This window comes from Candidatus Saccharibacteria bacterium, assembly GCA_016700315.1.
Lineage (GTDB): Bacteria > Patescibacteriota > Saccharimonadia > Saccharimonadales > SZUA-47.
The window spans coordinates 99388-122541 of the sequence record CP065013.1 but is presented as its reverse complement, the minus strand read 5'-3'; the positions used below and the strand labels follow the sequence as shown (position 1 = coordinate 122541).

Sequence of the window (23154 nt, the reverse complement as noted above, 5' to 3'; positions counted from 1 at the left end):
CTTGCTTGACAAGAAAAATACACAATAATATTTTTCTTGATTAAGCTTTAATAGTGGCCCCCACGAAATGATATTTCGTGGGGTATTAAAACACTCCCATCATTCTGATTGTCTATTTGGCACTCAACTCCTCAGGAGTTCGAAGAAGGGGGCTAAGTTTCAGTAAGTTACATACTAAAGTCTGGATATAGATTTTGCTGACATGCGTTTTTTGTCATCTCTAACACTAATGCTGATTTTGGGACCGTCAGGTCCAACGATGTTCATATAGTGGGTAATAGAAGGTAAGCCTCGTCTTGTTACAACAGACAACACCGTTCGGCCATTTGATGAAGTCCCAAATGCTAGTAATCTTGCATGATTAAGTCTCGTCTCACCACCCCTCAGAAAGTGTGGCACAACAGACAGTGTCCCCCAGGGTGCTCTTGCTGCTACAATTTCTTGATCGAGTGGTATTACTTGCACCATACTGCCCAAAAAACGGTTGTTAATATAACTTTCTAGTCTAGTCTGAGCTCTGAAAAACTTGGCATTAGTTATAGTAACTGGGTCTAAATCGGCCGATTCGATAGGGTCTTTGCCCTCAATAAAGCGTAGATTGCCTAAAGACCACCCAGCTGTGTACGCTCCTTCGATTTCTCCGTCTGTTACCTCTTCGCGTATGGCTTCTCCTTGCCGTGCTACTTGCTGAAGACTTTCAAAATATCTGCCTAATACTTCTGGGCTAGACATCGTGTCCAGCTCAGTACGTTGAGTTTTACTAATCCCGACATTCATTATTGCAATTATACACAAAAAGTATTACTTTTTTTCGAAAACTTGGATAAAGTCTTGTTCGGCAATTTGCTTGAAGCCAGCTTGTTCGGCAATCCGAGCTAATTCTTTATGCTGCGGAGGTAAAGATTCTGTAAACAGGATAGTTGATAGTTGATAGTTGATAGTTGATAGTTGGTCGAACATAGTTCTATACAAATCGAGGCCATCAGTGCCGCCGAAAATAGCGTGTTTTGGTTCGTGCATGGCGGCTTGATTGATTGTGTGGCTGTCTGGCACATAGGGCAGATTAGCCAGAATTATGGCAGATGGTAGATGGTAGATAGTAGATAGTAGGGGACCTAGTAAATCTCCTTGATAGAATTTGATATCAGCATCGTACCTCTTAGCGTTTTGACGGGCGATTTCTAAAGCAGCTGGGCTGATGTCGGTAGCATGGAAGTTGATAGTTGATAGTTTATGGTTGATAGAGAGCTCTAGGAATGCAGAGATAATAATTGCGCCAGATCCAGTGCCAACATCAACAATACTGTTTACCGACAACTGTTTACTGTTTATTGTGTCGAGAAGAAGCTCAACCATGGTCTCTGTTTCCGGGCGCGGCTGCAGAGTATCAGCCGAAACCTCAAACTCACGCCCATAAAATTCACTGTGGCCGATTATGTAAGCGATCGGTTCCTGAGATTTACGGCGCTGCAAATACCGATCTACTCTTTTCAGGGACTGTCCTTGAAGAACGTGCTCTGGGTGAGCCAGCAGCCAAACTCTATCTTTGTCTAAAACGTGCGCTAGCAATACCTCGCAGTCTAATCTTGCGGTAGCGGAGTAGGGGCTTAATAATAGAGTACTATCTAAAATCCATCTTTTAATAGTCATAGAAGTATTGTACTCAACAACGGCCAAACTAACTAAAAATGGTATACAATTTTGAATATATCAGCTAGGTTGATATCATAAATGCATGGGACCGTACAGAAACGCAAACTGGTAGTACTGGCTAAGTAGTACAATCTAATAAACATTTGTTTAAGTACAGGTGATTTTTTGGAGGCACCTTTATGATAGGTGCTTTTTTTTGCTGTCTTACTGACTAGGTATCTAATCTCAGTTGCTATGTTGTAAATATTCGCAAAAACTACGATGTTACATCGTATAAGTAACACATGAGACAAGTTCTAAAACGTTTAAACTTCGGTTTTTAGCAAGGAGAGTTCGGCTTTTTTGAGCTCTTCAAAGAGGTCTTCGATCTGCCCAGCAAGTGCTGCTGGGATGTTAGAGCGCGAGTAGCCAATTCGGTGGTCAGTAATGCGGTCTTGAGGGAAGTTGTAGGTGCGGATTTTTTCGCTACGATCGCCAGAGCCAATGAGCGCTTTCCGTTCAGCGCTGAGCTTAGCGTTTTCAGCGTCAATTTTGGCCTGAAGTAGGCGCGAGCGGAGCACGCCCATAGCTTTTAGCTTGTTTTTGATCTGGGACTTTTCATCTTGGCAGGTTACAACCACTCCACTTGGTAAATGAGTAATACGTACCGCCGAGTCGGTAGTGTTGACGCTTTGGCCGCCATTACCACTACTGCGGTAGACATCTATGCGCAGGTCGTTCGGGCTGATTTCGATGTCTGTTTCTTCGGCTTCAGGCAGTACGGCAACAGTGACAGTCGAGGTATGAATCCGGCCCTGACTTTCTGTAGCAGGGACGCGTTGTACACGGTGCACGCCGGCCTCATATTTGAGCAGGCCATATGCGCTGTCGCCGCGGACGGCAAAGATTATTTCTTTGAAACCGCCGACTTCACTTGGGCTTTCGCTTAAAAGCTCGATTTTGAGGGAGTGAGTCTCGGCGTAGCGTGCATACATTTTGTATAGCTCAGCTCCGAAAAGGCTTGACTCGTCACCACCAGCGCCAGCCCGAATTTCAATAATGCAGTCTTTGTTATCATTCGGGTCTTTGGGAAGCAAAGCCTCCTCCAGACTCGAGGTTATAGTGGAGAGGTTAGAGGTTATAGATTTAACTTCTTCCTTAGCTAGTTCGGCAAGTTCATCAGTACCATTTGCTAATACTTCAGCTTCTTTGAGATCTCTAGATAGTTTCGCTTGTTGCTCAAAAAGCTCATTTAGCTTCTCTATTTCACTTTTTCTTCTAGCGAGTGCAGGGTATTTAGGCGACGAGTATATAGAGCTATCGCTTAATTGTAAGTCGATTTGCGATAGTTCTTCTTTTAGTTTGCCGTGTTTATCCATAAGTATATTATAAAGCGCTAAGTTTATTTGTTAATACAGTAAGCATTCTTTGTACTTCGTCTAGTAAGCTTAGTTCTTTTTCGCAATCTAAACCGTAGATACTCTCAATAAGTAGTAGTTGGGTATCCAGTTCTGCAGCCGAGCCTCTTGCTATTGCCAGAAACTGCAGATACTCTTTTCGGCTATGTCTTTGTTGTCCTTCAGCTATATTACTTGGTATCGAAACTGCACAACGTCGAATCTGGTTAGATAACCCAAACTGCTCGTGTTTAGGCAGCTTTTCTGTCAAAACATACACTTGTCTCACTAGTTCGAAAGACTTTTGCCATACGGTAAGTTGCTCGTAAGAAGTTATAGGCATTTATCTATAACCTCTAACCTATAACCTCTAACCTATTTTCTTGGATTCGTCTTTTTCGGCTTTCGCAGCTTTTTTATCTGCCTTGCTGACACGAGCGGCAGCGGCTTTGCGGGCTTCTTCGGCGGCTTTGCGGCGAGCTTCAAACTTGTCAACGCGGCCTTCGATGTCGATTAGCTTCTCTTGACCAGTGAAGAATGGGTGAGAAGAGCTTGAAATGTGCACTTTAACTAATGGGTAGGTGTTGCCATCTTCCCATTTAGTTGTTTCCTCACTGGCAACACATGCGCGTGTCAAAAAGCGCGTGCCGTCGTTCAAATCTTCGAAAACAACAAACTGATAATTGGTCGGGTGGATATCTTTTTTCATAAAACTTAACAATAACTATACATGAGCCTAACTTCTTAGTCAAGGAGTTAGTTTTTATGCAGTCATCTTAGTATAATGAATTCAATGGGAAAAAAGAAAGCACTAGCTGATTATCGGCTTGTTTACGGCTTGCTGTGGTCTACTTATGGTCAGAGTTGGAAAGTCCGTGCTTCGTATCTGACTTTGATGTTGAGTAGGGTTTGTAAACTGATAATGCTCCCAATTATGGTTAGTCGCATTGTCTATCACTTGTCGCGGTATGATTTTGCGGCCGCAGTTAAGTTTAGCTTTATGTATGCAATCTTTTCTGCACTGCTTGGGCTTCTTAACCCTGCAACCAAGTTTTTGTCACTGAGAGACGAAAACCGAATATATGCATCTGCCGTAAAGGACTACTTCGCCAAACTGCTGTCGACTGACATGAAGTTTTTTAACGACAACATGGCAGGCTACCTTACGACTTCTGTCAGGCAATTTTCTGATAATACCTTGAATCTTGAGAGGAGTTTGCGAGATAAATATATCAACGCCGTCATGGCTATCGTCATGCCGGTGGGGGTTATAGCTTACTATGATATTCCACTGGGTTTGGCGACCGCTATCCTTGCTGGCGTTCAGATAGTCTACTTGTTTTGGGCTTCTAATGCCTTATCTAGTCTACGTAGCGAGTCACGTGAACAATACAGGCTAGGCTCTGGCTTCATTTCAGACACTATTTCTAATATCTTGGCGGTACGTTCAACAGCGCAGGAAGACTCCAAGTCGGAAGATTTGAAAGTCAAGTTGCAGCGTGAAACTAAACTATTTACAACTCGTTATATCAAGCAGGCCAAACTAGCTCTAATACGTGAAGGTATAACGGTTGTGTTCTTTCTGTTGACATTTCTTCTCACCGTTTCACGAATGAAAAGTGGGGCGATCGGTGTGGCCGAAGCTGTGTTGATGGCGGCTTACAGCTTGTCGATTATGACAGCTATTTATGAATTGTCGGACAAAGTAGAAGAACATGATGATTATGTAGACAAAATTTTGCCAGCGCTTGAGGTATACTCTTATAAAAGCACAGTTACCGACCCGGCGGAACCGGCAACAGTAGGGCGGATAAAAGGAGATATTGACTTCTCTGATGTGACTTTTGCCTATGAGCCTGGTGCTGCGAAGGTTTTTGATAAATTCAATCTCAAAATAAAGCGTGGAGAAAAGTTGGGTGTTGTTGGTATAAGTGGTGCTGGCAAAAGTACACTAACAAAGCTACTCATGCGCTTTGAAGATGTGCAAGAAGGCAGTGTTTTGATTGATGGCTTTGATGTTCGGAGTTTGCTCCAAAAAGATCTACGCTCGCAAGTTGCTTACGTGGCTCAAGAACCGCTACTTTTTCACGATACAATTCTCAACAATATCTTGATCGGTCAGCCTGATGCCTCGGTGGATAAAGTCAAAAAGGCTGCTAAAGCTGCGCACGCCGCAGAGTTCATAGACGTGCTACCACTGGGTTATCAAAGTGTAGTTGGCGAGAGAGGAGTAAAACTTAGCGGCGGCCAGAAGCAGCGTGTAGCGATCGCGCGCGCTGTACTACAAAATACACCAATTGTCGTTTTTGACGAAGCCACCAGCGCGCTCGATAGTGAGAGTGAGCAGATTATAAAGGACTCATTTGTTGAAATATTTAAGGGTAAAACAGCCATTGTAGTGGCCCACCGTTTGAGTACACTTTCTCACATGGACCGCATCATAGTGGTTGACAAAGGTAGGATTATAGAAGAAGGCAGTCATGAAGCTTTGCTTACGAAAAACGGGCTTTACGCCAAGCTTTGGAACCGCCAAAAGTTGCACAAAGAGTATTGAAGTACTAGGTTTTATCTGTTACAATAACCTAGTAATAAACTAAACAGGGCGGTAAATACTAATCCTCCTGCTTTGAGTCATGTAGGCTTTTAGCGGGCTAGTACCGAACCGAAGAGAAAGGATTTATAACGATGTCAGACGTCGATATAAAAGCGCTATTTGAGGCCGGCGCACATTTTGGCCACAAAACTAGCCGTTGGCACCCTAAAATGGCACAATATATTCACAGTAAGCGTGGCGGAGTTCATATTATTGACCTTGCTAAGACTGTGCCAATGCTCGATGAGGCGTTAGCCTTCATCGAAAAAGAAGTTGCAAGCGGTAAACAGGTGCTGCTAGTCTCAACCAAAAAGCAGATGCAAGAGTCGCTACTTGAGGTTGCGCAGTCTACCAAAATGCCATATGTTACCAATCGTTGGTTGGGCGGCATGCTGACTAACGCCAATACCATGAATGCACGCGTCAAGCACCTCAAAGATCTAGAGGCACGCATGGAGAGCGGTGAGCTTGCAAACAAATACAACAAGCTTGAAGTACAGCGTTTCCAAGAGGAAATCGACGCCATGAACGAGCTTTATCTTGGTGTGAAACACATGGCTGCAAGAGTGGGGGTAGTTTTTGTGCTCGACATTCTAGCCGACAAAAATGCAGTTGCTGAAGCGAACAAACTAAATATACCTGTCGTGGCCCTAGTTGATACCAACACCGATCCTTCAGATATAAAGTACCCAATTCCATGCAACGACGACTCGCTAAAGGCCGTTAAACTTATACTTGACGAAGTCAAAAAAGCTATAGAAGCAGGACAGGGCGCATCCGCCAAAAACTCCGACGAAGTTTCTGCGGACAAGCAAGCCAAAGCGGAAGAAACAAAAGAGTAGGCAGTAGTTAGTATTTGGTAGTTGAGAGCTACCATCTACCATCTTCTATCTACCAACAACTAAAATTTACTGAAAGGATTTTTTATGGCTGTAGATATCGATACAATCAAAAGACTAAAAGAACTAACAGGTGTCGGTTTAACTGATGCAAAGCAGGCGCTAACCGAAGCTGGCGGTGATTTCGACAAAGCTCTAGAAGCAATGCGCAAAAAAGGCATGACCAAAGCCGAAAAGCGCGGTGAGCGTGAAGCACGTGCTGGCTTGATCGGCAGCTACGTTCACGACAACCGCATTGGGGTGCTCGCAGAAGTAAACTGTGAAACAGACTTTGTTGCCCGCAACGAAAAGTTCACCGACCTTGTAAAAGACATTTGCCTCCATATCGCTGCCAGTGCACCGATGTACGTGAGTATAGACGATGTGCCAGCCGAAGAGCGCGCAAAGCAAGCGCATGAGTTTAAGGAAAAGGTAATTACTGAAGGCAAGCCAGCCGACAAGGCTGACATGATTGTCGAGGGAATGCTCAAAAAGCATTATGCAGAGCGTTGTCTTCTTGACCAACCATTTGTCAAAAACCCCGATATTACGGTTGGTGATGTTGTTAAAGAAGCCAATGCTCAGCTCGGTGAAAACATTGTTGTGCGTCGTTTTAGTCGTTTGCAGTTAGGCGAAGTTGCATAAATTATGTCTAGTTTTAGGCCAGGATTTACTATGGACGTGCCTTTGCGTAACCCAGATGAAGTCTGGCGAGGGTATGTCAGGTATACGTGGGAACACGACCCAGAAGCGGCAAAAAGAGCGCACTTACCTAAGGTTGATTTGGGTAGGCCGTTCATTGGCGCAGTAGGCTCGCTTGTGCTACAGGCTAATCAAAACAATAATCATGCTAAAAGTAATTAAACTTGGTTCTAGTAGTCTGCATAACGGTGAAAAGCCCAGGCTGCAAATCTTTGAATCCATTGCCGCGCAGATTTTTGATGATCAGAACCTTGGCAAAACGCATATTCTGGTTTCGTCCGGAGCGATTGCTTTCGGGGCAGTAGCTTTGGGGCAGTCAATTGATCGAGCCGACGTGCACGGTTCGCAAGTTCAGGCTAGCGTCGGCCAGCCGCTGCTGATGGCCGAATGGGCAAAAGCCTTTACCTTATTTGGCAGACGTGTTGGTCAAGTTTTGGTCACACCGCAGGAGCTAAAAGTGGGTAGCAAGAGAAACGATCCCATGGTAAAAGGCGTGTTACTGGGCATGATAAAGCAGGGTATAGTGCCTATCGTCAACGAAAACGACTCTGTTGCGGCAGATGAGATAAAGTTGGGCGACAATGACCAGCTTGCTGCAAGAGTTGGATTAGCGGTGGGCGCCGGAAGTGTCCATTTGCTTGGTACTGCGGGGGCGGTTTTTAGCGATTATCCAAGCAATCAGACTCGGATCAAAGACATAAGTTTAGCGAACTTTGTTGGGGTGGAGGATGTTTGCCAACCAACTAATGATCCGCAAGCCGTAGGCGGTATGACAACCAAGCTCGAAGCTGCAAGGCTCTTTCTTGATGCTCCGCAAAAGGCGCTTTACGTGGCCTCTGCCGAAGAACCCTATGCATTAGCCGAAGCCGAAAAAGGCCAAATCGGTACCAAATTCACGCTCTAAAAGGCGTATAATGAGTTAGTAAAACTAAAGGGAGAATCAATGAACCCAAATTCTTATCTAGAAACAGCCAAAAAAGAGTTCGACAAAGCTCGTGAACGTTTTGAGGACGAGGCCAAGAAGCTTCGTACTGGCCGGGCCCACCCGAGCATGGTTGAGGGTGTCACTGCGCTAGCCTACGGCACGCCAATGCCACTGGTTCAGCTGGCTACTATTACTACTCCTGAGGCTCAGCTGATTCAAATTTCTCCTTTTGACCCAAGTAACCTGAGTGCCATCTCTCAAGCAATTCGTGACAACCAGAGTCTGGGCTTGAACCCCTCGGACGATGGTCATGTGATACGCCTGCAGATACCGCCGCTCACAACTGAACGCCGCGCCCAAATCGTTAAGCAGCTCCATGAAAAGCTTGAGGAGAGCATGATTGCTATGCGCAACGCCCGACACGAAGCTAGGAGTAAAATTACTCAAGCCGAAAAAGATAAGCTTGCAAGTAAAGATGACGTAGCCCGACTAGAAAAGCAGATCGACGAAGCTATGGCAAAGGTCAAAGCCGAAATTGAGTCGGTAGCCAAAGCCAGAGAGCAAGAAATAATGACACTTTAGTAAATTCTAAGTACTAAATCCTAAATTCTAAAGTAAGATAAACTAGTAATTTGACAGATTTGTTAAACATTTGTTAAACTTAGGATATGAAAATTATTGAATCTAACCCAAAAAAAGTACGAGAAATAGGCTTAAGACAGCTAAGGCTAAATGCAGACGAGGTTGTTGAGGCAGTTCGAAGTGGCCAAAGTTATTTGGTGCGGCGAAAAAGCGAAGCAGTTTTTCGTATTGTGCCTGTCGAGGAAGAAGTCTGGCAAACAGTAATAGATTTTACCAAGGTCAACCACGAAGGTGTGGAGATCAAAGATATATTGGGTGCTATGGAAAAGGTCAAGCGAGATAATCCTGATAAGTATGGCCGATAAGATCGAAAAGTTTCTAAATAAACTATCCCGCAAAGAATTTGAACTTTTCGAGTCTTTGCTTCTAGACATTCGTAATGATCAGTTGGACAATCTTGACGTAAAACCTTTAAAAGGCCACAAAGATATTTATAGAGTTCGAAAAGGCCAAATTCGAATTATTTTTAGCAAGAAAACAACAGGCACTGTCATTATTTTAGAGCTCTCCAGACGAGACGATCAAACGTATCGTAATTTTTAGCTACAATCAGCGAGTTAGCTAATGTATACTGTAGCTAATGTCATTGTTTCTAATCATTTTGGGGTTGGTGCTTTTCATCTGTTTGGTGTTGGTGCACGAGTGGGGACACTACAAAGCCGCTCGTTCTAGTGGAGTTGATGTTGAAGAATTTGGTCTAGGCTTTCCACCACGAATTTGGGGCAAAAAACTCAAAAGCGGCATGCTTTTGAGTGTTAATTTGTTGCCACTAGGCGGTTTTGTAAAACTCAAAGGCGAGCACGATGCCGACCGCAGTAAGGGGAGTTTCGGCGCGGCAAGTGATGCCGATAAGATTCGGATTATGCTGGCCGGCGTGGTAATGAATTTAGTGGTTGCGATTAGCCTCTTTACCTTGCTAGCGATGACGGGGTTACCGAAGTTAATCCCACATCAATTTAGTATAAAATCGGACACAAAAATTGTTCGAAATGACGTGTATGTCGGTTATATTGAGCCCGACAGCCCGGCTAGCAGCGCGGGCTTAAGGGTTGGAGATAGGCTGCTAAGATACAGCAGCGATGATTGTTCGGAGGCCCAGACCTGCAAACTTTTTAGTTCTGCCGATGGCCTGAGAGCCGCTACTAGCAGTAATGCCGGCAAAACTATAACTGTCGAATACGAACGTGATCGAACTATAAAAACCGCAAGCGTAAATTTGCGCTCCAATGAAGAAGTTGAAGCTAGCAATAGCACCGATAACCCCAAAGGATTCATGGGAGTTTTACCAAGCGAGTTTACGCAGACTCGTAGCACTTGGAGCGCGCCGATCCAAGGTGTGGTTTTGAGTTACCAGATCACCAAGGAGACTTTTAAGGGTATAGGAAGGGCGCTAAGTAGTCTGGTCAAAGGAGACACGACAACGGCTAGCGAGCAAGTTTCAGGACCGTTAGGAATTTTTAAGATTCTTCAAGAGGGCAGTAGGCTGGGAATAAACTTTTTGCTAGTGATCATTGCCGTAATCTCTCTGACGCTGGCGATTATGAACGTGCTGCCGATACCGGCGCTCGATGGTGGTAGGTTATTTGTGATGATGCTGTTTCGTTACGCCAAAAGACCTCTGAGTAAAGAGACCGAAGAGAGAATTCATGGTACTGGTTTTGCAATCCTTATGTTATTGTTCATTCTTATAACTATTGTCGACGTAAAACGGTTTTACTAATGTCTATCACAACCTCTAAAAAAAAGAATCCGCAGCAGGGTACTTTCTCACTACTTAAAAAGCTAACTGAGTCATTAAAAGTTGTAACTGGTAGCGCTGCGATATTTGTAGGTGCACAGTTTCTGGCAATGATATTGTTAGGAATATTTCTAAGTGCTGCCGGTGGGTTTGACGCTGCAAAAATTGAAAATCTACTAACTGATTCTATACTGACGCAGTTTGTTCTCGTACTAATGATTGAAGCATTAGTTGTTGCAGGTGTCTGGGTTATGGTGCAATTCTATGATCGTAAGCTAAAAACTGTTTTTAATCTTCAGAAACCTACGTTATCGCTATTGTGGAAAGTAGTAAAAGTTTTTCTCCTTTATCTACTGGTTTCGTGGGCCGCAATGTTACTAATAAGCCAGACTCTACCCAGAGTTGATACCGAAATGGAGCAAGACATAGGATTTAAGAATGCGGCAGGCTGGCAATTATCAATTGTTTTTCTTGCGCTATGTGTGGCTGTGCCAATCGGTGAGGAGCTAATGTTTAGAGGTCTGCTTTTTAAGGGGCTAAATCGGTACGTTGGCTATCTAATTGCCGCAACTATAACTACCTTACTTTTTGGAGCGGCTCATCTAGAGTTTATTGGCGGAAAGCCGCTCAACTGGGCGGCCGGGATTGACACGGCGATTCTGTCTGTCTTCTTGATTAAGCTGTATAAAAGAACTGGGACTATAACAGCCCCGATTATGCTACACGCTCTAAAGAACTCGCTAGCCTTTGTGTTTCTCTTTCTCGTAAAGTAAAATAACACTTATATGAGACGAAGTGAATTATTTACTCGCACTTCCAAAACGGCGCCAGCCGACGAAGTCGCAAAGAATGCCCAATTATTAATTCGAGCAGGCTATGTTTTTAAGGAAATGGCCGGAGTCTACGATTATTTACCGCTGGGACTTAGAGTAATAGAAAAGATCAAGCAAGTTGTCCGCGAGGAAATGAACAAAGTTCGTAGCCAAGAAGTCATTATGAGTAGTCTGCAACGCAGAGAAATATGGGAGAAAACTGGCCGCTGGGATGATAAAGTGGTCGATGTTTGGTTCAAAACCAAAATGCAAGACGGCATAGAGCTTGGTCTGGGCTGGAGTCACGAGGAACCAATTGTGGAAATGATGAAGCAGCACATACATAGCTACAAAGATTTGCCTGCAAGCTTATATCAGTTCCAAACCAAACTACGCAATGAACTGAGAGCCAAAAGCGGCATTATGCGTGGTCGTGAGTTTGTCATGAAAGACATGTACAGTTTTCATGAATCTGCAGAAGATTTGGACGATTACTACAATCAAACTATCGAAGCTTATAAAAGGGTCTACGAAAGATTAGGGCTTGGCGGCGATACTTATGTGACCTTCGCTAGTGGCGGCGCGTTCACTAAGTTTAGCCACGAATTCCAGACTATCTGTGGTGCTGGCGAAGATGTTATTTATCTTCATCGAGAGAAGAATATCGCAGTCAATGAAGAGGTTATCGACGAAGCCATCAAAGAGCTCGGGATAAACCGGCAAGAGTTAGAGCCTATAAAAACAGCCGAGGTCGGCAATATTTTTAATTTTGGTACTCAGAAAACGGATGAAATGGAACTGTTTTATACCGATTCAAGTGGTACCAGAAAATCGCTCTATATTGGTAGTTACGGTATAGGTATTACTAGAGTTATGGGAGTGATTGTTGAGAAATTTGCAGATGAAAAAGGCATTGTTTGGCCAGCAGAAGTAGCGCCTTTTAGGGTCTATCTTGCAACGGTAGGGCAAGCAGAATCGGTCTCAAAAGCCGCCGAAGAAATCTATCATAATTTAGAAGATGCTGGTATTGAGGTGCTTTATGATGATAGAGATGAACGCCCTGGTGAAAAATTCGCTGACGCCGACTTGCTGGGCATCCCTTTCAGAGTTGTAATTAGCGAACGTACACTGTCGGGGGGTTCGGTTGAGCTAAAAGAGAGAACAAGCTCAGACATACAAATGGTCAAAATTGAAGATTTAGTAGCGGCGATAAAAGTCTAGCCAAGTCCTTTTAAGCTTGGTATAGTAAAGACTAGTTGGGCGTTATGTGCGGAGGAAACTCCAGTAAGTTCAGGCAAAAACCAACAAGCGACGGTAGATAAATCTAGTAACCTAAAAAGGATATTTTATTTCATGAAAAAGCAGTTTCACTTGACCAAAGAAGGGGTGGCCGAACTTGAGAAAGAGCTAGAACTACTTAAGAGTCAGCGAACGGCGGTAGCCGAGCGTATAAAGACCGCTCGTGAATTTGGTGATTTGGCCGAGAATGCTGAGTATAGCTCAGCGCGTGAAGAGCAGAACAAAGCCGAAGGCAGAATTTCTGATATTGAAAATATACTTCTAAATGTTGAAGTGATTGCAAAACCCAAAGGCGATAACAAAGTTGCCATGGGTAGTAACGTGAAGCTCAAGAGCGACGACGGTAAGGCGAAAGAGTTCCAGGTAGTAGGCACAGTTGAAGCTGACCCTCTTAAAGGTAAAATTAGCGATGAATCGCCAATTGGCCAGGCATTAATCGGTAAAAAAGTTGGCGACCAAGTAGAAATCAAGACGCCGGCAGGCATTGATAGTTACAAAGTAGCTGAAATATCATAAGTTAGTAGTTAGTAGTTAGTAGTTAGTAGTTAGTAGTTAGTAGTTAGTAGTTAGTAGTTAGTAGTTAGTAGTTAGTAGTTAGTAGTTAGTAGTTAGTAGTAGTTCGCTGCGGGTAGATTTTATGTCTATTTGGGTCAGTGCAACTTAATGGTCCCACAAAATTCGGAATTCTATAATCTATAATCTATAATCAATTACATATGGCAACACTAAAAGATTTTCGTGATGAGCGACTGCGCAAACTTGAAGAGCTGAGAAAGCTTGGCATAAACCCATACCCGGCAGATTCTAATCGTACACACAATTTAGGGCAGATATTGAATGACTTCGACCAGCTAGAAGGTGCGACGGTCGGTGTGGTTGGTCGCATAGTCTCAATCCGTAAGTTTGGCAAAATAGCGTTCGTGGTCATAAAAGATGCTAGTGGTGAACTGCAGCTTTTTGTTAAGGCGGATAACCAATCTGGCAACCCGAAACGGGCTGATAGCGAGCTGGCAGTGCCAGAAGAATTACCACTGCTCGACAGTGGCGATTTCGTTGAGGCTAGAGGCGAAGTGGTTAGAACCCAGACCGGCGAAATATCGGTCGAAGTAAAAACTATGCGCTTGCTTTCCAAAGCTTTGAGGCCGATGCCAACACGTCAGGAGGGTTTTACTGACAAAGAACAGCGCCTACGTCGTAGATACATAGATACCAATGTCAATGATGAAGTAAAACAGCGATACATTAGGCGTAGTAAGTTTTGGCAGGCTACCAGAGATTTTATGAATGAGCGTGGGTTTTTGGAAGTAAACATCCCAGTACTTGAGCACACAACTGGCGGGGCTGACGCGAACCCATTTGTTACTCACATGGATGCGCTGGATCAGGATTTTTATTTACGCATTAGTCATGAGCTGCCACTTAAAAGATTGATAGGCGGCGGTTACGAAAAAGTCTACGATATCGGGCCGCGTTTTAGAAACGAAAATTATACAGAAGAGCATCTGCCAGAGCATATCGCAATGGAATGGTATTGGGCTTACGCTAGCTGGCAAGATGGTATGCAGCTGATGGAAGACATGTTTAGCTTTGTGCTAGAAAAAACTTTTGGAACCAAGAAGTTCAACCTTCGTGGTTTCGAGGTCGATTTTGCAAAACCATGGGCCAAACTCGATTACGCAAGTGTTATCAAAGCCGAGTACGGTATAGATGTTTTTGATTGTACGTTGGAGCAGGTCCAAAAAGCATTAAAAGAACACAAACTTGAGGTCGAAAAAACCGATAATATTCCGCGGTCTATCGACAAGCTTTGGAAACGAATCAGGGCAGGTGTGGCGGGGCCAGCTTGGCTAATCAATACGCCGTTATTTATTAGTCCGCTTGCAAAAACTAATCTTGAAAATCCCGATACTGTGCAGCGTTTTCAGGCAGTGATTGCTGGCAGCGAATTGTGCAACGGCTATTCTGAGCTTAATGACCCAATTGATCAGTTAAATCGCTTCCTAGAACAAGAAGCGATGCGCGCCAGCGGCGATGCAGAAGCTCAAATGCTTGATATTGATTACGTCGAAATGCTCGAATATGGCATGCCGCCAACTTGTGGGCTTGGCTTTTCTGAACGTGTTTTTTGGATTTTTGAAGGTGTTTCGGCCCGTGAGGGTGTGCCGTTCCCACAAATGCGCCACGAAATAGACGACGTAACAAAGTCTATCTACTCAGAACTGAAATTTTAGAGAAATAAGATGAAGACTCTGACGTAATTTGGGCGGTAGTTTTAATAACCCCCAGCTCGACATTAGTCAACCCAAGTAAACAGGAATTACACGTTTGCACCTTTTTGATGAAAATCTCCGTTACGCGCTCACCGTACGTTGAGTACGGCTCGGCTTGCGGTACTCTATTTTCATCCGAAAATGCACTAAACACGTAATTCCTGTAGTTCTCGGAAACATTATAATAATATTGTAATATTTTGCGGAATTTGCTAAAGTCATAGTATGACAGTAACAACAATCCAAAAAATTATAAAAATTGGCACATCCGCAGGAGTCACGATACCTGCAAAAAACCTCAAAAGCCTCAACCTAAAACCGGGCGATGAAGTTAGTGTTACATTTAAAAAGCTAGAAGCGCCTGCTAATGAAGTAGCACTAAACTACAAAAAATTTAAACAGCAATACGGCCAGGCGCTCAAAAATCTAGCAGGTAGATAATAGTGAAGTATCTTAGTACAGAAGATATTCTGTTGATACATTTTCAGCTAATTGAAGACTATGGCGGAAGTCATGGTGTTCGTGATGAGAGAAGTCTGTTTTCGGTTATAGCTGCACCACAACAAAGCGTTTTCGGGCAAGAGCAGTACAATGGAGTTTTCGAAAAAGCTGCGGTTTACGCGCGTATCGTTATTTCTGATCATCTTTTTGTTGATGGGAACAAAAGAACAGGTATCACTTGTGCTGCTTTGTTTATGATGCAGAATGGCCATCTGTTAAATGCTATGCCTAAAGAACTAGAAGATTTTGCGGTTCATATAGCCTTCTCGAAAGCGGATATTCCCGAAATAGCTGCTTGGTTTAAATCACACACCTCCAGTATCTAGACATCAGAAAGCTACAACAAACTTTGCACATGTGCGCAAAGTTTGTTGTATTTAAGGTCTTAACTGGCCAGATGGGATACTGCAAGCTTGCTGCGAGTGTATACTAGAGCAGATGAAGCAAGCTATGGCTCTGGGGATTTTGAGTGAAGGTAATTCTGTTTTTTTGACTGGGCCCGCAGGTAGCGGAAAAACGTACGTTCTTAACGAGTTTGTTAAGTGGGCGAGGGCCAATGGAAAGAAAGTAGCCGTTACCGCGAGCACAGGCCTTGCTGCAACTCATCTTGGAGGAAACACGATACACTCCTGGGCGGGTATTGGTATCGCTGATGAACTTAATAAAGGGCAGATCGAATCGATGAGTAAGAGCCGAAAGGCACAAATCCAAACCTCCGACATTTTGATCATCGACGAAGTTTCTATGCTTCATGATTTTAGGCTAGATATGGTGGAAAAGGTTTGTAGATTGGTTCGAGAAAACGATTCACCGTTTGGTGGTTTGCAGGTTGTGCTGAGCGGTGACTTTTTCCAATTACCACCTATTAACCGAGATGGTAGTAGGCAGGGTGATTTTATTTTTGATAGTTTTTCATGGCAAGAGCTTGATCCAATAGTTTGTTATCTGGAGGAACAGCATCGTCAGAACGACGACATGCTTAGTGAAATTCTGACGGCCTTTCGTGAGAATGATTTACGTCGTCGTCATGTTGAGGCGCTAATGAATAGACGTTTAAGCACTGAATTACCGGAGGGGACAACAGAACTCTACACTCACAATATAAATGTAGATGTAATAAATAACGCTAAGCTCGGCGCAGTGGAGGGTGAAGAACATGAGTTTTTTATGAACTCAAGTGGGCGCAAAACGGGCGTAGCTACGCTCAAAAAAAGTTGCCTAGCGCCAGAAGTTTTGAAACTTAAAGAGGGTGCATTTGTGATGTTCGTCAAAAACAGCCAAGAGCAAAAATATGTTAATGGTACGCTTGGCGAGGTGGTCGGTTTTGAAGAAGATTCGGGATTGCCAATAGTCAGAATCAAAAACAGTAAGCAAGTAGTTGCCGACTACGAAACATGGGAACTAAGAGACGGTGAAAAAAAGATAGCTAGCATTAGTCAGATCCCGCTGCGCTTAGCCTGGGCGATCACCATTCACAAAAGCCAGGGTATGACCCTGGACTCTGCGCACATTGATCTATCAAAGGCCTTTGTCCCGGGCATGGGTTACGTAGCGATCAGTCGTGTTAGGTCGCTGGATAGTTTGAGTCTTGGTGGGCTTAACAGGACGGCCCTAACAATGAATGAGCGTGCGCAGGAAATCGATAAACAATTACGAAAATCATCTCTCCAAAATGACGCTTTGTATAAAACCCTAGAGAGCGCATGGGAAAAAGCATGTGCTCAAAAGAAGCTCAAAAAGACTAAATCAGGCGGAACTTGGGCAGAAAAACTTGCCAAGATGAGACTTGAGTATCCGAATGCCTATACTCCATGGACAGGGCAAGATGACCAAAAACTGCTCAAACTAAACTCAAAAGGCAAAACATTCCGGCAATTGAGCCAGCAGTTTGGCCGTCACGAAGGCTCTATAAAAGCTCGCTTAGAAAAACTGGTACTTTAACCCCAGATCGACATAAGGCAACCCAAGTGTTGTGTTGAGCTGGGGTTATCTAAAGCAAAAGCTTCCTAACATTAAATTTTGTACTTGACATTACTTACTACCTTGTATAACATAGTAGTGTATGAATCAGACTACTGACCAAAACGAATTCGTCGAATCAAGTGCCGTACAGATGAAAAAGGGCGCTTTAACCTACGCCGTGCTACTGCTTTGTTCGCAAGGAAAAGTGTATAGCAGTCAAATAATTGTCAAACTTCACGCCAGTGAGCTAATCGTCGTCGAGGGGACGCTCTATCCGCTGCTAAACCGATTAGCTGGAATTGGGCTTTTGGGCTATGAATGGCAAGAGTCAGAGCAGGGACCGCCCCGTAAATACTACTGGTTAACAGATGAGGGAAAAACGGTAATGAAGGGTCTAGCGGCCGCCTACAAGAATTTAAATAGTGCGATAAAGAAACTGGAAGGAGAAAAAAGCAGATGAACGAAGTGAAACGCATCAACCTTAACCGTTCGCAATTCGTGATTGCGCACGATGCCTACAAACACCTGCAAGTGTACCTAGAGGCTGTCAAAAAACACGCCGAAAGTGAAGAAGTTGTTAACGAAATTGAAGCACGAATGGCCGAACTACTAATTGAGAATCGTGGTATCGCTAATGAAAAGGTTGTTCTAAAAGAAGATATTGAATACTTAAAAAACCAGCTTGGTCAGCCGGTAGACTTTGAAAGTGACGAACCGGTAGGTGACAGGTATAATAGTAGATCAAAAACAAACGAAAGCCGTAAACTGATGCGAGACCCAGAGGGTCAGATAATCGGAGGCGTGGCCAGTGGTTTGGGTGTATATTTTGAAACCGATCCTCTGTGGTTTCGACTACTATTCATCGCACTAGCATTTGGTAGTGGTTTCGGTGTCATGCTGTATGTTGCGATGTGGATATTGCTCCCTCAAGCAATAACCGAATCAGACAGACTCAAGATGCAGGGGATCCCCGTGACAGTTGATAATATAAAAGAGAGAATCGAATCTCTAAACATCAACGATAAAACCACTCAGGCTAGCAAGAAGTTCACAAAAGCTGCATCTTTTATCGTCAGCCTAGTTGTTAATTTTTTCGCCTATATCTTACTTGTAGTTTCTTTATTGTCTTTGTTCGGGGTTTTTACAGCGGCAAGTTATATATATTTTGCAAATCTGAAGTTAAACGGAGTCGATATTTTCCCACTAACCCTAATTGAGAAGTTTGGTTTTGGGTTTACGATACTGTCGGTATTGCTGTTTTTCGCAGGCATAGTAATGGTTAGCCTGAGAATAATTCGTAAGAAAAGGGCCATGTCAGAACGTAAGGCAAACTGGTTCGGTGTTATTATGGCATTCAGCTTTTGCTTGGGATTGAGTATGATTGGTAGTACTGCGCCAAAGTTGGAAGCGCGTTATCGTAGCACGTATAGCGTTGAAAGTAGAACACTGAAGCCGTTCAACTCCATAATTGTAAGCGGTAAGCTCGAAGTTAGTGACAACAGCAAGATCAATAATCATGTTTTAGACACTTGGTACAGCAACGTCAAGCTTACTACCCATAAAAATATTGATATATCCAAGATAAAGACGGTTGTCAACGAAAGTGGCGTTTTGTCTGTCGACACTACGGCGGTCGATACTAGCGAAGACAGTTGTCCGGAAATATGCACGATCCCAATCCCCATAATTGAAGTATTAAATTAGTGTACAATAATAGTAATGATTGAACTAAAAAATATATCCAAGACTTATGGCAAAAAAGAGACTGCCTTCACTGCTCTCTCAGAAGTGAGCTTTTCAATTCCTGATGGCGCTAGTGTGGCGATAGTGGGTAAAAGCGGCTCTGGCAAGAGCACTCTGATGCACGTCATGAGTGGGCTTGACCCTGCAACAGAAGGCCAAGTGATTGTTGACGGTGTAAATATTGCTGGGATGAAAGCCAAGGCCAAAGACAGTTTTAGAAGCAAAAAAATGGGTTTTGTTTTTCAGTCGTTCTTTGTCGAGGCCAACCAAAAAGTTCTTAGCAATGTCAGCTTACCTCTAGAAATTTCCAATGTCAGACCAAGGGCTCGAAAGGCAAGGGCACTCCAGGCTTTAACGCAAGTTGAGCTTGCCGACAAAGCCGATTCAAGAGCTCGTAATCTATCTGGTGGCCAGAAGCAGCGCTTGGCGATAGCCAGAGCAATTGTTAACAAACCAAGCATAATTTTTGCCGATGAGCCTACAGGCAACCTCGATAGTGAGACTGGTGACAAAATCATGCAGCTGCTCTTTAACATGAACAAAAAACTGGGTGCAACTTTGGTTATGGTGACCCACGATCATGACCTGGCTAGTATGTGTGACATAAAAGTTTACATCAAAGACGGACGGCTAGAAAAGATCACTGGCGCCGCCAAAGCTGGAGGCAAAAAATGAGATTGCTTGATACAATTGCTCGAAGTGGCCGAAGTTTGCGGAGTGCTAAAGGCCGCACGATTCTAACGGCACTCGCCATTGCTGTTGGAGGTTTTACGCTTACAGCAACTTTGGCAGCCGGTAATGGCATTAGGCAGTACACCTCGAATCTTATTAAGAGTAATTTTGACCCATCTGAGCTGATAGTTGGCCGCGACCCGGAAGTGGCTAATACCGGCAGCCCAAACACCGCACCAAAAGAGTATGACGAGAATACATCCAACCTAAACTTCGGTGGCGGTGGTGGCGGTTCGAGTAGCATCGCAATAAAACAAGTTAGCAGCACCGATCTAGCTGAGCTAAAGTCTCTACCTTACGCTGAAAGAGTCAGGGAAGAAACGCAAATTTCAGCTCGCTACATTACCCGCGAAGGCCAGAAAAAGTATGCACTAAGTTTGATCGGGTTTAACCCGGCGCAGCGGCCAGAAATAACAGCTGGCAATCTAGACCAGGACTCACTAAGCCCGGGGCACATCATTATTCCAGATAATTTTTTGGGTGCTTTGGGTTTCAAAGATGCTAACGAAGCTCTTGGCAAAACCGTGAATCTGAACATTCAACAATCTTTTACTACTGCAAATGTACAGAGTTTAGTTGATAGTTTTAAAAGTGGGCAGCTAAACCCGCAGAGTCTGGCTGAGTCACAAGTTGCCAGCAAGGATATGGTGTTAACTATCTCAGCAGTTAGTCGAAAATCACCAACTAGTTTTAGTTTTGGTGCGCCACCATTCATTGTTTCCGAGAAAGATGCCAGCGACATATACGAATATACCTCTAAAGATACGTCTGGCTATGGTAAGTATATTTACGCATATGTACGTATACGAAATGGCCAAGATCAAAAAGCAATGGACGAAGCCCGAGACGATCTCGGCAAAAAAGGCTATTACGTCATCGGTACAAGAGAAATCCAGAAATCAGTCACACAAATAGTTGATACACTTCAGATTGTCGTGGCGGTTTTTGGGTTCATAACCCTCATCGCCTCAATCTTCGGCATTGTCAACACGCAGTACATTAGCGTGTTAGAGCGTACTCGCGAGATTGGCTTAATGAAAGCATTGGGTATGCGCAACCGTGATGTGCGAAGGCTGTTCATGCTCGAAGCTGGGTGGATTGGTTTACTCGGCGGTATCTTAGGTGCGCTGATAGCCTTTGTTGTGGGGACAATGATGAACCCATGGATTAGCAAGAAACTCGATCTAGGCAATGATCTATTGATCTTTAGAATTGAGCAGGTAGTCATGCTGCTTTTGGTTCTCTGTTTTGTAGCAATAATGGCAGGTTATTTGCCGGCCCGTAAAGCCGCCAAGCTTGATCCTATTGAGGCTCTCAGAACAGAGTAAAGCTAAAAAAGGGGCATTATGAAGGCCATTTGGAAAGATAAAATAGTTGCCGAATCTGTGCAAGACGACCTAGTTAATATTGAAGGCAACTGGTATTTTCCGCCTAGTAGCGTCAATCTTAAACTTTTGCGAAAAAGTGACACACCATACACATGTCCGTGGAAGGGTGCCTGCCAGTTCTTCGATGTCGGTGAAGGCGAAGACTGGTCAGAAGACAACGCCTGGTGCTATCCAGAACCGATGGCCTCGGCTGTTCAGCGAGTAGGCAGGGAATTTGCTGGATACATAGCCTTCTATGGCAATGTAAAGATTACCGACTAACCAAAGAGTATGACAAAAAAGACTAAAAAAACCATTGAACAAAAAAAGGTTGGTGGTAATAACTTGAAATCTAAATACAGGAATCTATTGTTACTAATTCTAATATTCTGGTTTTTTATTTCAATTGCAGCTTTGGCATTACAAAATAGCTTGCTAGTCACTGTTTCGCGTGACCAGAACGACGTCTATGATAGAAGCTTTGCTGCACAAAAGGCTAGTCTAGGTTTTGGCTGCGGGCTGTTAACCGACAAAAAAGCTAAGCAATTCTTAGCAGGTGATGTAAGCAAAACCATCATTAACACACCAAGTGTTTTCTATGCCAGGATAGACCACAACAAGCCTGATCTTGAGAGTGGTTTAAATGAATCCTGTGTTTATCACAACAAGGATAACAATCAAAAGTTTGTTAGTCTGAGCTTGGTCAGCTATAGCAGTCCTCAAAAAGCCGCAGCCGTGTTTGACTACTTTCTAAAAGCTGGGCAGAATCAAGCCTTTGAGCTTGCTCAAGTACAGAACCAAAGAGTTATATACTCGAACGAAGGCTTCATGACATTACAGCAAAACCGGATATTTTCAGTTAATGCGAGTAATGGTAATTCTAGCGAAAACGAAGCGTTCACGAGACCGATTTTTGAGCAGTTGATGTCAGAAATTCAGCAGTAATTTGTATGTTTGGCTTGCCGCTGTTACACTTAACTCATTATGGCTACAAAGAGGAAAAGTACAACCACAAAGCGGACAGCTAGTACCGTTAAACAAACTGGCAAAAAAGTTAGCTCTAAAACAACTAAGAAATCTAGCACAAAAACAACAAAATCGGCAATTGCCAAAGCATCAAAAATCGCTTCAATTAAGCCTGTAAGTAAAGTCGAGAATTCAACAAACAGCAAGAGTAAAAATAAATCATTGTCGGTCATGGAGAGGCTTCGCCGCTGGAATATGGCAGCGGGCTTATTGCATTTAGCTCAGGCTGTGGCAGTTGTACTGTTGGCAAGTAATCGAACCTTCCCAGTTACAACTAGTTATTTGACAACTGATAGTCTAGCCGGAGGCAGCGCACCAGTATTGGTCAATGCATCAAGGAGCTTCTTTGATTTAAACCTTGCTTATGTTATTGCGGCATTTTTTGCCCTATCGGCGATCGCTCACTTCTCAGTTAGCACCTGGTATCGTAAAAAATATGAAAGCGATCTAAGCCAGGGCATTAACCGTGCTCGTTGGTATGAGTATTCGCTTAGTGCCAGCACTATGATTGTAGCGATTGCCATGATTGCCGGTGTGGCAGACTTAGCGACGCTTCTGATGATGTTTGGCCTAACGGCAGTCATGAATCTATGCGGTTTGGTAATGGAGCTACATAACAAGCGGAGCGAAAAAGTTAATTGGTCAAGCTACGTTGTAGGTTGTGTGGCCGGCGCGTTACCTTGGTTTGTTTATGCGTGGTACGTTTTTGGTTCAAGCCGCTACGGTGAAGCTAGCCCACCAACTTTTGTCTACGCAATACTAGTTAGCATATTCTTGATGTTTAACTCGTTTGCTATCAACATGTGGCTTCAGTACAAGCGCAAAGGTCGCTGGGCAGACTACCTTTATGGTGAAAAAACTTATATTGTGCTCAGTCTTGTAGCCAAAACTTTACTGGCATGGCAGGTCTTTGCCGGCGCCCTCCGCCCGTAGTA

28 protein-coding genes are annotated in these 23154 nt (G+C 43.8%); 23 read left to right on the top strand and 5 right to left on the bottom strand.

The genetic code is table 11. The features are described from left to right. Positions 1-174: 174 nt before the first annotated feature. The 5 genes from IPO96_00670 to IPO96_00650 all read right to left on the bottom strand — a co-directional run bounded on the left by IPO96_00670 (position 175) and on the right by IPO96_00650 (position 3738). The gene (locus IPO96_00670; GenBank protein ID QQS65060.1) at positions 175-777 is read right to left on the bottom strand and encodes a hypothetical protein; all 603 of its coding nucleotides are present in this window, start codon (positions 775-777) and stop codon (positions 175-177) included. A 24-nt stretch (positions 778-801) separates the two neighbouring features. After that, positions 802-1650 carry a peptide chain release factor N(5)-glutamine methyltransferase gene (gene prmC / locus IPO96_00665; GenBank protein QQS65059.1) on the bottom strand — a complete coding sequence of 283 codons (849 nt, stop codon included), beginning with the start codon at positions 1648-1650 and terminating at the stop codon, positions 802-804. Positions 1651-1958: 308 nt separating this feature from the next. Beyond that, positions 1959-3011 carry a peptide chain release factor 1 gene (gene prfA, locus IPO96_00660; GenBank protein QQS65058.1) on the bottom strand — a complete coding sequence of 351 codons (1053 nt, stop codon included), beginning with the start codon at positions 3009-3011 and terminating at the stop codon, positions 1959-1961. A gap of 7 nt (positions 3012-3018) precedes the next feature. Then, positions 3019-3372, bottom strand: a complete 354-nt coding sequence (locus IPO96_00655; GenBank protein ID QQS65057.1) for a four helix bundle protein — start codon at positions 3370-3372, stop codon at positions 3019-3021. Between the two features lie 27 nt (positions 3373-3399). Beyond that, on the bottom strand, positions 3400-3738 hold the full coding sequence (locus IPO96_00650; GenBank protein QQS65056.1) for a type B 50S ribosomal protein L31: 339 nt from the start codon (positions 3736-3738) through the stop codon (positions 3400-3402). An 84-nt stretch (positions 3739-3822) separates the two neighbouring features. On the opposite strand from IPO96_00650, the gene IPO96_00645 reads away from it, so the two are divergent. The 23 genes from IPO96_00645 to heR all read left to right on the top strand — a co-directional run bounded on the left by IPO96_00645 (position 3823) and on the right by heR (position 23152). Next, positions 3823-5583 carry an ABC transporter ATP-binding protein gene (locus IPO96_00645; GenBank protein QQS65055.1) on the top strand — a complete coding sequence of 587 codons (1761 nt, stop codon included), beginning with the start codon at positions 3823-3825 and terminating at the stop codon, positions 5581-5583. Positions 5584-5714: 131 nt separating this feature from the next. Then, the gene (rpsB, locus tag IPO96_00640; protein QQS65054.1) at positions 5715-6464 is read left to right on the top strand and encodes a 30S ribosomal protein S2; all 750 of its coding nucleotides are present in this window, start codon (positions 5715-5717) and stop codon (positions 6462-6464) included. Between the two features lie 84 nt (positions 6465-6548). Next, positions 6549-7145: an elongation factor Ts gene (locus tag IPO96_00635; GenBank protein QQS65053.1), complete on the top strand. Its 597-nt coding sequence runs from the start codon at positions 6549-6551 to the stop codon at positions 7143-7145. Positions 7146-7148: 3 nt separating this feature from the next. Continuing rightward, positions 7149-7364 (top strand): hypothetical protein, encoded by a 216-nt coding sequence (locus IPO96_00630; GenBank protein ID QQS65052.1) that lies wholly within the window; start codon positions 7149-7151, stop codon positions 7362-7364. After that, on the top strand, positions 7348-8106 hold the full coding sequence (locus IPO96_00625; protein QQS65051.1) for a hypothetical protein: 759 nt from the start codon (positions 7348-7350) through the stop codon (positions 8104-8106). The genes IPO96_00630 and IPO96_00625 overlap by 17 nt, the downstream gene beginning before the upstream one ends. Before the next feature lie 39 nt (positions 8107-8145). Beyond that, complete coding sequence (gene frr, locus IPO96_00620) at positions 8146-8709, top strand: ribosome recycling factor (protein QQS65050.1); 564 nt, start codon at positions 8146-8148, stop codon at positions 8707-8709. Between the two features lie 86 nt (positions 8710-8795). After that, complete coding sequence (locus tag IPO96_00615) at positions 8796-9074, top strand: type II toxin-antitoxin system prevent-host-death family antitoxin (protein QQS65049.1); 279 nt, start codon at positions 8796-8798, stop codon at positions 9072-9074. Beyond that, entirely contained in the window at positions 9064-9312 is a 249-nt protein-coding gene (locus IPO96_00610; GenBank protein QQS65048.1) for a hypothetical protein, read from the top strand. The genes IPO96_00615 and IPO96_00610 overlap by 11 nt, the downstream gene beginning before the upstream one ends. A 37-nt stretch (positions 9313-9349) precedes the next feature. After that, the gene (locus IPO96_00605; protein QQS65047.1) at positions 9350-10489 is read left to right on the top strand and encodes a site-2 protease family protein; all 1140 of its coding nucleotides are present in this window, start codon (positions 9350-9352) and stop codon (positions 10487-10489) included. Next, the gene (locus IPO96_00600; protein QQS65046.1) at positions 10489-11280 is read left to right on the top strand and encodes a CPBP family intramembrane metalloprotease; all 792 of its coding nucleotides are present in this window, start codon (positions 10489-10491) and stop codon (positions 11278-11280) included. The genes IPO96_00605 and IPO96_00600 overlap by 1 nt, the downstream gene beginning before the upstream one ends. 12 nt (positions 11281-11292) lie before the next feature. After that, entirely contained in the window at positions 11293-12540 is a 1248-nt protein-coding gene (locus IPO96_00595; GenBank protein QQS65045.1) for a prolyl-tRNA synthetase, read from the top strand. Positions 12541-12672: 132 nt separating this feature from the next. Next, positions 12673-13134: a transcription elongation factor GreA gene (gene greA / locus IPO96_00590; GenBank protein QQS65044.1), complete on the top strand. Its 462-nt coding sequence runs from the start codon at positions 12673-12675 to the stop codon at positions 13132-13134. A gap of 200 nt (positions 13135-13334) precedes the next feature. After that, on the top strand, positions 13335-14849 hold the full coding sequence (gene lysS, locus IPO96_00585) for a lysine--tRNA ligase (GenBank protein QQS65043.1): 1515 nt from the start codon (positions 13335-13337) through the stop codon (positions 14847-14849). A 264-nt stretch (positions 14850-15113) separates the two neighbouring features. Further along, on the top strand, positions 15114-15329 hold the full coding sequence (locus IPO96_00580; GenBank protein ID QQS65042.1) for a hypothetical protein: 216 nt from the start codon (positions 15114-15116) through the stop codon (positions 15327-15329). A 2-nt stretch (positions 15330-15331) separates the two neighbouring features. Next, on the top strand, positions 15332-15715 hold the full coding sequence (locus IPO96_00575; protein QQS65041.1) for a type II toxin-antitoxin system death-on-curing family toxin: 384 nt from the start codon (positions 15332-15334) through the stop codon (positions 15713-15715). 112 nt (positions 15716-15827) lie between these two features. Further along, entirely contained in the window at positions 15828-17330 is a 1503-nt protein-coding gene (locus IPO96_00570; GenBank protein ID QQS65040.1) for an AAA family ATPase, read from the top strand. Between the two features lie 121 nt (positions 17331-17451). Then, positions 17452-17811 carry a PadR family transcriptional regulator gene (locus tag IPO96_00565; GenBank protein QQS65039.1) on the top strand — a complete coding sequence of 120 codons (360 nt, stop codon included), beginning with the start codon at positions 17452-17454 and terminating at the stop codon, positions 17809-17811. After that, positions 17808-19055, top strand: coding sequence for a PspC domain-containing protein (locus IPO96_00560; protein ID QQS65038.1), 1248 nt, complete (start codon positions 17808-17810; stop codon positions 19053-19055). Before IPO96_00565 ends, IPO96_00560 begins: the two co-directional genes overlap by 4 nt. A gap of 9 nt (positions 19056-19064) precedes the next feature. Then, a complete protein-coding gene (locus IPO96_00555; GenBank protein QQS65403.1) occupies positions 19065-19769 on the top strand; it encodes an ABC transporter ATP-binding protein in 705 nt (234 codons plus the stop codon). Then, complete coding sequence (locus IPO96_00550) at positions 19766-21154, top strand: ABC transporter permease (protein ID QQS65037.1); 1389 nt, start codon at positions 19766-19768, stop codon at positions 21152-21154. Before IPO96_00555 ends, IPO96_00550 begins: the two co-directional genes overlap by 4 nt. A gap of 18 nt (positions 21155-21172) precedes the next feature. Next, positions 21173-21475 (top strand): DUF427 domain-containing protein, encoded by a 303-nt coding sequence (locus IPO96_00545; protein ID QQS65036.1) that lies wholly within the window; start codon positions 21173-21175, stop codon positions 21473-21475. Positions 21476-21484: 9 nt separating this feature from the next. Continuing rightward, a complete protein-coding gene (locus IPO96_00540) occupies positions 21485-22138 on the top strand; it encodes a hypothetical protein (protein ID QQS65035.1) in 654 nt (217 codons plus the stop codon). Between the two features lie 252 nt (positions 22139-22390). Then, entirely contained in the window at positions 22391-23152 is a 762-nt protein-coding gene (gene heR / locus IPO96_00535; protein QQS65402.1) for a heliorhodopsin HeR, read from the top strand. Positions 23153-23154: the final 2 nt, after the last annotated feature.